This is a genomic window from Streptomyces sp. SID486, assembly GCF_009865385.1.
Classification (GTDB): Bacteria; Actinomycetota; Actinomycetes; order Streptomycetales; family Streptomycetaceae; genus Streptomyces.
Genome location: NZ_WWJT01000662.1, coordinates 1 through 8,046, shown reverse-complemented (window position 1 = coordinate 8,046; position 8,046 = coordinate 1). Strand labels below are relative to the sequence as shown.

Below are 8,046 nucleotides of genomic sequence, written 5' to 3'. Positions count from 1 at the left end.
TCTGGCGTTGATTTTTGGCACGCTGTTGAGTTCTCAAGGAACGGTCGCTTCCTTTGTACTCACCCTCTCGGGCTTTCCTCCGGGCTTCCCTTCGGTGTTTCCGACTCTATCAGATCTTTTCTCGATCCGATTTCCTCGGTGCTTTCCAGGTTCCCGCTTCCGCGTTTCCCTTTCCGGCGGTTCCGACTCTATCAGATCCTTTCGGCGTCTGACTCCCAGTCAGGGGGGTTTGTCTTACCGGCTGTTGGGCCGTTCCGACGAGTGAGACTTTAGCGGATTCCTGGCTCCCGAGCTAATCGGGGGCCTGCGTCCTTTCGAACACGGATTCCTCATTTCGCAAATACGCACGCCGAAACCGACGACACCGAGGTGTCGAAAGAGTGGGTGGTGCTTGCGGAGTGGCTGTCCGGGGACCGACCGGGGTCGGCGCTCACGTCGGACAACTCGGAGAACACTACGGATCCGGTAGGGGCGTGTCAACTCACCCCCCGGGGAGCACTCCGGGGGCGTACTGTGGACGACGTGATGACGCGTACGTGCAACCAGTTCTGGTGGGCCGCCTGACGGCGGCCGGCTCACGTATGCACTCAACGGCCGCCGCTTCGGCGGCCGTTCTCGTATCTCCCTCCGACTGAAGGGGGCCGGCCGCAGGAGCGGTGGTCCCGAATCAGAAGGTGGAGTGGAGATGACTCGGGTCTTCAGCGGGGTCCAGCCGACCGGGCACCTGACCCTGGGCAATTACCTGGGAGCCATGCGGCGCTGGGCCGAGGTGGACCAGCACCGGGCGGACTCGCTGTTCTGCGTGGTGGACCTGCACGCACTGACCGTGGACCACGATCCGGCGCGGGTGCGCAGGCTGAGCCGGCAGACGGCGACGCTGCTGCTGGCGGCCGGGCTCGATCCCGACGCGTGCACCGTGTTCCTCCAGAGCCATGTCGACGAGCACACGCGTCTGTCGTACCTGCTGGAGTGCGTGGCGACCGACGGTGAGATGCGGCGGATGATCCAGTACAAGGAGAAGGCCGCCAAGGAGCGCGAGCGCGGGGGGAGCGTCCGGCTGTCCCTGCTCACCTATCCGGTCCTGATGGCGGCCGACATCCTGGCGTACGGCACGGACGAGGTCCCGGTCGGAGAGGACCAGGCGCAGCACGTGGAGCTGACCCGGGACCTGGCGGTGCGGTTCAACCAGCGTTACGGGCACGTGTTCGTCGTACCCAGGACGACGCTGCCGCAGGTGGGGGCGCGGGTGATGAACCTTCAGGACCCCACGAGGAAGATGGGGAAGTCGGACGACTCGGGCGCGGGGGTCGTGTACCTGCTGGACGAGCCGGACACGGTGCGGAAGAAGGTGATGCGGGCGGTCACCGACAGCGGCCGGGACGTCGGGTACGACCGTGCGGGCCGGCCCGGGGTGAGCAATCTGCTCGACATTCTCGCCGCGTGCACGGGCGGGAACCCTGAGTCACTGGCGGCCGTTTACGACTCGTACTGCTCTTTGAAGAAGGACACCGCGGAGGCGGTGGTGGAGGTGCTGCGGCCCCTGCAGGCCAGGCACCGGGAGCTGTGCGCCGATCCGGCGTATGTGGAGGGGGTGCTGCGGGACGGTGCGGAGAAGGCGCGGGCACTGGCCCGGCCCACGGTGGACAGGGCCTACAGGGCGATCGGACTGCTGCCACCCGTGGCGGAGCCCTCGCTGAGCGCTGCCGGGTAGCCCGGCCGGTGCCGCTCCGCGGGCGGCGGTCGGGCCGCCGCCCGCGGGTTGCCCGGCGGGCCGGGTCAGTCCTGTCAGTCCTTCTTGCCGGAGGCGAGTTCGCGGCTGCGGTCGCGGGCGGCTTCGAGGGCGGCGATGAGGGCGGCCCGTACGCCGTGGTTCTCCAGTTCGCGGATGGCGTTGATCGTGGTGCCGGCCGGGGAGGTGACGTTCTCCCGGAGTTTCACGGGGTGCTCGCCGCTGTCGCGGAGCATCACGGCCGCGCCGATCGCGGACTGGACGATCAGGTCGTGGGCCTTGTCGCGGGGCAGACCGAGCAGGATGCCGGCGTCGGTCATGGCCTCGACCAGGTAGAAGAAGTACGCCGGACCGGAGCCGGACAGCGCGGTGCAGGCGTCCTGCTGGCTCTCGGGGACCCGGAGGGTCTTGCCCACGCCACCGAAGATCTCCTCGGCGTGCGCGAGGTGCCGTTCGGTGGCGTGGCTGCCGGCGGAGATGACCGACATGGCCTCGTCTACGAGGGCGGGGGTGTTGGTCATGACGCGCACGACGGGGGTGCCCGCGGCCAGGCGCTCCTCGAAGAAGGAGGTGGGGATGCCGGCCGCTCCGCTGATGACCAGGCGGTCGGCCGGGACGTGCGGGGCGAGTTCGTCCAGGAGGGTGCCCATGTCCTGCGGCTTGACCGTGAGGATCAGGATGTCGGCGGTCTTGGCGGCCTCGGTGTTGGTGACCGGGGTGACTCCGTGTCGGCTGCGGAGTTCTTCGGCGCGCTCGGGGCGGCGGGCGGTGACCAGGAGGTCGGCGGGGGCCCAGCCGGCCCGGATCATTCCGCTGAGCAGGGCTTCGCCGATCTTGCCGGTGCCGAGGACTGCGACTTTCTGGCTCATGCGGATCAGTCTCGCACCGGGGTGTGGGTGCGGGGGGTGGTTGTCCGGTGGGCGGAACGCGGCGGGGCGCCGGGTTCCGCCCGGCCGCGGCCGTCAGGCGGTGCGCCGGCGCAGCGTCGCCGCCCCGAGTCCCAGTACCAGGAGCGCGCAGCCCGCCACGATCAGCACGTCACGGACGAAGGTGGCCGTCATGTCCGTGTGGCGGAGGACCTCGTTCATGCCGTCGACGGCGTACGACATGGGCAGGACGTCGGAGACGCCCTCCAGGACGGGGTGCATGGCGGAGCGCGGGGTGAACAGGCCGCAGAGGAGGAGCTGGGGGAAGATCACCGCGGGCATGAACTGGACCGCCTGGAACTCGGAGGCCGCGAAGGCCGAGACGAAGAGACCGAGCGCCGTGCCGAGCAGGGCGTCGAGGAGGGCGACGAGGAGGAGCAGCCAGGGGGAGCCGGTGACGTCCAGGCCGAGGAGCCAGACCGCGAGTCCGGTGGCGAGGGCGGACTGGACGACGGCGAGGGCGCCGAAGGCGAGGGCGTAGCCGGCGATGAGGTCGGCCTTGCCCAGGGGCAGGGAGAGGAGCCGTTCGAGGGTGCCGGAGGTGCGTTCGCGCAGGGTGGCGATGGAGGTGACCAGGAACATCGTGACCAGCGGGAAGACGCCGAGCAGTGAGGCACCGATGTTGTCGAAGGTGCGGGGGCTGGCGTCGAAGACGTAGCGCAGCAGGACCAGCATCAGGCACGGGATGAGGATCATCAGCGCGATGGTGCGCGGGTCGTGGCGGAGCTGGCGCAGGACCCGGGCGGCGGTGGCGGTGGTGCGGGAGGCGTTGAGCACGCTGGGTCCTGTGGTGGGGGCGGACGGGTTGGTCGTGGTCGCCGGGGTCGCGGCGTCCAGGTGCACGGGGCTCGGCTGCACGGGGTTCGCGCTCATCGGGTGCTCTCCTTCGTGCGGTCCGCGCCGGCCGCCTGGTCGACCAGGGTCAGGAAGGCGGCTTCGACGGTGTCGGTGCCGGTGCGGGTGCGCAGGGCGTCCGGGGTGCCGTCGGCGAGGATCTCGCCCTCGCGCATGAGGAGGAGCTGGTCGCAGCGCTCGGCCTCGTCCATGACGTGGGAGGAGACGAGGAGTGTGGCGCCGCGGCCGGCGGCGAGGTCGTGGAAGAGGTTCCACAGGTCCCGGCGCAGGACGGGGTCGAGGCCGACGGTCGGCTCGTCCAGGACCAGGAGATCGGGGGTGCCGAGGAGGGCGACGGCGAGGGAGACGCGGCCCCGCTGTCCACCGGAGAGGTTGCCGGCGAGGGTGTCGGCGTGGCGGGTGAGGTCGACGTCGGCGATGGCCCGGGTGACGTGCTGGTGGCGGCGTTCGGCGGCGGCGCGGCCCGGGTCGAGGATCGCGGCGAAGTAGTCGAGGTTCTGGCGGACGGTGAGGTCGTCGTAGACGGAAGGGGCCTGGGTGACGTAGCCGATGCGGCTGCGCAGGGTGGGGTGGCCGGCCGGCCTGCCGAGGACGTTCAGGGTGCCGGTGACCTTGGCCTGGGTGCCGACGATCGAGCGGATGAGGGTGGATTTGCCGCAGCCGGAGGGACCGAGCAGGCCGGTGATCCGGCCGCGGGGGACGGTGAAGCGGAGGTGGCGCAGGACGGTGCGGGGGCCGCGGACCACGGTGAGGGCGTCGGCGTCGACGGCGGGGGCGAGGGGCGGGGACGGAGTGTCCGGCAGGTTATTCATCACGCGATGAATAATGTGCCGGGTGGGCTCGCGACGTCAAGGGGGAAGGAGGCGACGCGCCGGTTCAGGGCTTGCGACATCAAGGGGAGAAGGGAGCGACGCGTCGGTTCACGGCTCGCGACGTCAAGGGGGAAGGAAGCGACGCGTCGGTTCAGGGCTCGCGACGCCAAGGCAAGGGAGGAAGGAAGCGACGTGTCGGTTCAGGGCTTGCGGGCGACGAGCAGGAGCACGTCGTAGGTCTCCTCGACGACGCCGTCGGGGAAGACCGTCAGCAGGTGCGCGCGCTCTTCCTCGAGGAAGGCGGCCGTGTGCCGCCCGGGTGTGACGAGGAAGGCCGAGTGACTGCCGATGTTGGCGAGGTGCGTGTCGACGGGGACGCTGCGGCTCCAGCGGACGGTGCGGCGGGCGAAGTCCAGGCGTCCGCTGGGGTCCGCCCGTTCGACGCGCTCGCCGGCCTTGCGCTGCGCGGCGGCCGTGTCCTGGCCGAGGAAGCGGCCGGCCCGGGCGGCGGCCTCGGCGATCCACTCGATGTCCAGGGCGTCGGTGTTCCACCACACGGCCAGCGCGCCGCCCGGACGCAGCACCCGCAGCGCCTCCGGCACCGAGCGGGCCGGGTCGGTCCAGTGCCAGGACTGGGCGTAGGTGAGGAGGTCGGCGTGGGCGTCGGCGACGGGGAGGGCGTTGCCGTCGCCCCGGACGAGCGGGAGGTGGGGCAGCGCGCGGCGGAACTCGGCGGCCATGCCCGCGCCGGGTTCGACGGCGAGGACGTCGGCGCCGCGCGCGTGCAGGAGGCCGGTGGCGATTCCGGTGCCGGCGCCGACGTCCACGGTCCTGGCACCGGACAGGGAGCGGCCGGCCAGCTCCTCGACGGCGTCGAACAGGGCGGCCGGGTAGGTGGGGCGGCTCGCGGCGTACTGGGCGGCGGCGGAGTTGAAGGACTCGGCTCGGGCGGTGTGCGGGCCGGGCTGCGACGGCTGGGCGGTGGTCATGGGCCCATGTCTACGGCACCGCCGCCCGCCGTTGCGGCCCGTTCCCATGGCGGTGTCCGGTGGCGGTGTCCGGCCCGTTCCCATGGCGGTGTCCGGTGGCGGTGTCCGGTGGCGGTGTCCGGCCGTGCGGTTCCGGGACATGGGCCGGCGTGCTACCGGCCGCGCTTCTTCTTCGAGGGGTTGCCGGTACGGCGGGTGGTGCGGCGTTCGTGGGCCTCGCGCGCCTTCTCGTACTCCTCGCGGTGCAGCTTCTCGCCCGGCGCCTCGGTGAGGGAGCGGAAGAAGTAGGCGAGGAGGGAGCCGACGAAGCCGATGGCGAGCAGGCCGCGCAGGGACGCCTGGCGCTGCGGGTCGTGGCGCTTGGTGAAGCCCTCCCAGGTGTTGCGGAAGGCGAGGGCGCTGCAGATCGCGAACATGACGACGATCAGCACGGTCACGAAGGCGCCGGTGTCGGCGATCCGGATGCCGTCGAAGGCGAAGCGGAGCACCAGGCAGGAGGCGACGGCCGCGGCGAGGGAGCCGACGGCGGCACCGGCGCGGCGGGCCGCGTAGCCGTTGTCGTGCCCCACCCAGGACGTGCCGAAGAAGCGCAGGGGCTCGGGGCGGGGTCCACCGCCCCGGGCTGCGCCGTCGCCGTGGCCCGCGGACGCGGACGCGGTGTGCACCGCGGACTCACCGTGGACGACGGATCCGCCGTAGCCCGCGGACTCGCCGTGGACCGCGGACTCGCCGTGGACCCCGCCGTCGCGCCAGACCCCGCCGTCGCGCCGGACCCTGCGGTTGTCGTGGGCCGCGCCGGTGCCGCCGGTCGCGCCGGTGCCCTGGGCCCTGCCGTGGCCCCGGGCACCGCCGTCGCCTGCGGTCGCGTCGTCGGTGGGGTCCGCCGCGGTGCCCGGGGTGCCGGTTTCGTCGCTCACGAGACGATTATGGCTCCGGACGCGGGCGAACCCCTGGGCGGGTGGCGCGCCGTCGGGTCAGCCGCAGCGGGCGGCGATGTAGCCGTCGCTGCCCGTGTGGACGTAGGCGTCCGAGACGTACTCGCCGTTGTCGATGAGGTCCCAGACGACCGTCGTGCCGTAGGGCCCGGACACCTTCGTACCGGGCGTCTGGCAGTAGATCGGCACCCGGACGCCCTCCGGCAGGACGCGGACCAGGTTGTATCCGGTACCGGGGCCGCTGCGGACGTTCAGCCTGACGCCGGGGGCGACGGCATAGGTGCGCACGGCCGCCGCCGCCCGCGTCGTCACCCCGCCCGGGTCGGCGCCGGCGGCGCCCTCGGCGATGGCCTCGGTCTCCTGTGCACGGTCGACTGACATGAACGTGGTCCTCCCCCGTCGGTTCCCAGGAACTGGGCGAAACCCGGCGCGGAACCCGCGCGCGAATCGCACGCAGACGCTAGCAAGCCGCCTCTGTCTCGTACGAGTCATCGACTAGGCTCCGTGCGTCGCGCGCGCGGACGAACAGCACGGGGGGGCCATGACGCCACAGCGCAACACCGGGGCGGGCGCGGAGGCGGAACTCCCCGAGTACGCCGGTCACTACCAGCTGGAGTCCTGTCTGGGATCCGGCGGCATGGGAGTCGTGCACCTGGCCCGGAGCACCTCGGGGATGAAGCTCGCGGTGAAGGTCGTACACGCCCGGTTCGCCCGGGATCCCGAGTTCCGGGGCCGGTTCCGGCAGGAGGTGGCCGCCGCGCGCAGGGTCAGCGGTGCCTTCACCGCGCCCGTCGTGGACGCCGACCCGGAAGCCGAACGTCCCTGGATGGCCACCCTGTTCATCCCCGGGCCGACCCTTTCCGAGCAGGTGAAGCGGAAGGGCCCCATGTCCGCCGGGCAGCTGCGCCGGCTGATGGCCGGGCTCGCCGAGGCGCTGCGCGACATCCACCGGGTCGGAGTGGTGCACCGGGACCTGAAGCCGGGCAACGTGCTGCTCGCCGAGGACGGGCCGAAGGTCATCGACTTCGGCATCTCCCGGCCGAAGGACAGCGAACTGCGCACCGAGACGGGCAAGTTGATCGGTACGCCCCCGTTCATGGCGCCCGAGCAGTTCCGGCGGCCCCGTGAGGTGGGGCCGGCCGCCGACATCTTCGCGCTCGGCTCGGTCATGGTGCACGCGGCGACCGGGCGCGGGCCGTTCGACTCCGACAGCCCGTACGTCGTCGCCTACCAGGTGGTCCATGACGAGCCCGATCTCACCGGTGTGCCGGACGGTCTCGCGCCGCTGGTGATGCGCTGCCTCGCCAAGGAGCCCGCGGACCGGCCCACGCCGGACGAGCTGATGCGGGAGCTGCGCTCGGTGTCGGCCTCGTACGAGACCCAGGCGTTCATACCGGCACAGCGCATCGGCGAGGAGACTCCCGCGCAGGAGGCACCCGGCCGTGCCGGGTGGGCCGGGGAGGCCGGCCGGGCAGAGGGCGCCGGGCGAGCGAAGGGGGCCGGGCGCGCAGAAGGCGCCGACCGGGCAGAGGAGGGCGAGCGGGCAGAGGAGGCCGGTCGCCCAGGCGGCGCCGAGCGGGCAGAGGGCGCCGGGCGGGGCAGGCCGTGGCCCCTGCGGGTCCCGCGCCGCGGCCGGGTGCTGCTTGGGGCCGCGGCTGCCGGCCTCGCGCTGGCCGGCGCGCTCGTGCCGGCCGTGCTGGGCGGCCTGCCGGGGATGTCCGGGATGGCCGGGGTGTTCGGCCGCAACGCGCCGGAGAAGGAGGGCGCGCCGGATCGCACGGCGGCTTCCGGCAGCTGGAC

The 8,046-nt window shown here is 72.3% G+C and carries 8 protein-coding genes; 2 read left to right on the top strand and 6 right to left on the bottom strand.

Annotated elements, in window-relative coordinates; all coding sequences use genetic code 11:
• Window positions 1–685 precede the first annotated feature (685 nt).
• Window positions 686–1,711: a tryptophan--tRNA ligase gene (trpS, locus tag GT045_RS30990; protein WP_161336205.1), complete on the top strand. Its 1,026-nt coding sequence runs from the start codon at window positions 686–688 to the stop codon at window positions 1,709–1,711.
• Window positions 1,712–1,785: 74 nt separating this feature from the next.
• Here trpS and proC read toward each other — a convergent pair whose 3' ends face one another.
• The 6 genes from proC to GT045_RS30960 all read right to left on the bottom strand — a co-directional run bounded on the left by proC (window position 1,786) and on the right by GT045_RS30960 (window position 6,627).
• The gene (proC, locus tag GT045_RS30985) at window positions 1,786–2,598 is read right to left on the bottom strand and encodes a pyrroline-5-carboxylate reductase (protein ID WP_161292831.1); all 813 of its coding nucleotides are present in this window, start codon (window positions 2,596–2,598) and stop codon (window positions 1,786–1,788) included.
• 93 nt (window positions 2,599–2,691) lie between these two features.
• On the bottom strand, window positions 2,692–3,528 hold the full coding sequence (locus tag GT045_RS30980) for an ABC transporter permease (protein ID WP_202529187.1): 837 nt from the start codon (window positions 3,526–3,528) through the stop codon (window positions 2,692–2,694).
• A complete protein-coding gene (locus tag GT045_RS30975) occupies window positions 3,525–4,322 on the bottom strand; it encodes an ABC transporter ATP-binding protein (protein ID WP_161336204.1) in 798 nt (265 codons plus the stop codon). The genes GT045_RS30980 and GT045_RS30975 overlap by 4 nt, the downstream gene beginning before the upstream one ends.
• Before the next feature lie 200 nt (window positions 4,323–4,522).
• Window positions 4,523–5,311: a class I SAM-dependent methyltransferase gene (locus GT045_RS30970; protein WP_161336203.1), complete on the bottom strand. Its 789-nt coding sequence runs from the start codon at window positions 5,309–5,311 to the stop codon at window positions 4,523–4,525.
• A gap of 152 nt (window positions 5,312–5,463) precedes the next feature.
• The gene (locus GT045_RS30965; RefSeq protein ID WP_161336206.1) at window positions 5,464–5,976 is read right to left on the bottom strand and encodes an EamA/RhaT family transporter; all 513 of its coding nucleotides are present in this window, start codon (window positions 5,974–5,976) and stop codon (window positions 5,464–5,466) included.
• A 309-nt stretch (window positions 5,977–6,285) separates the two neighbouring features.
• Complete coding sequence (locus tag GT045_RS30960; RefSeq protein WP_161336202.1) at window positions 6,286–6,627, bottom strand: SH3 domain-containing protein; 342 nt, start codon at window positions 6,625–6,627, stop codon at window positions 6,286–6,288.
• 160 nt (window positions 6,628–6,787) lie between these two features.
• On the opposite strand from GT045_RS30960, the gene GT045_RS30955 reads away from it, so the two are divergent.
• On the top strand, window positions 6,788–8,046 hold a 1,259-nt coding region (locus tag GT045_RS30955; RefSeq protein ID WP_161336201.1), incomplete at its 3' end, for a serine/threonine-protein kinase.

What these genes read in the sequence shown, in the direction of transcription:
- trpS (WP_161336205.1), top strand. Translation starts at nt 686, where the DNA reads ATGACTCGGGTCTTCAGCGGGGTCCAGCCGACCGGGCACCTGACCCTG.
- proC (WP_161292831.1), bottom strand. Translation starts at nt 2,598, where the DNA reads ATGAGCCAGAAAGTCGCAGTCCTCGGCACCGGCAAGATCGGCGAAGCC.
- GT045_RS30980 (WP_202529187.1), bottom strand. Translation starts at nt 3,528, where the DNA reads ATGAGCGCGAACCCCGTGCAGCCGAGCCCCGTGCACCTGGACGCCGCG.
- GT045_RS30975 (WP_161336204.1), bottom strand. Translation starts at nt 4,322, where the DNA reads ATGAATAACCTGCCGGACACTCCGTCCCCGCCCCTCGCCCCCGCCGTC.
- GT045_RS30970 (WP_161336203.1), bottom strand. Translation starts at nt 5,311, where the DNA reads ATGACCACCGCCCAGCCGTCGCAGCCCGGCCCGCACACCGCCCGAGCC.
- GT045_RS30960 (WP_161336202.1), bottom strand. Translation starts at nt 6,627, where the DNA reads ATGTCAGTCGACCGTGCACAGGAGACCGAGGCCATCGCCGAGGGCGCC.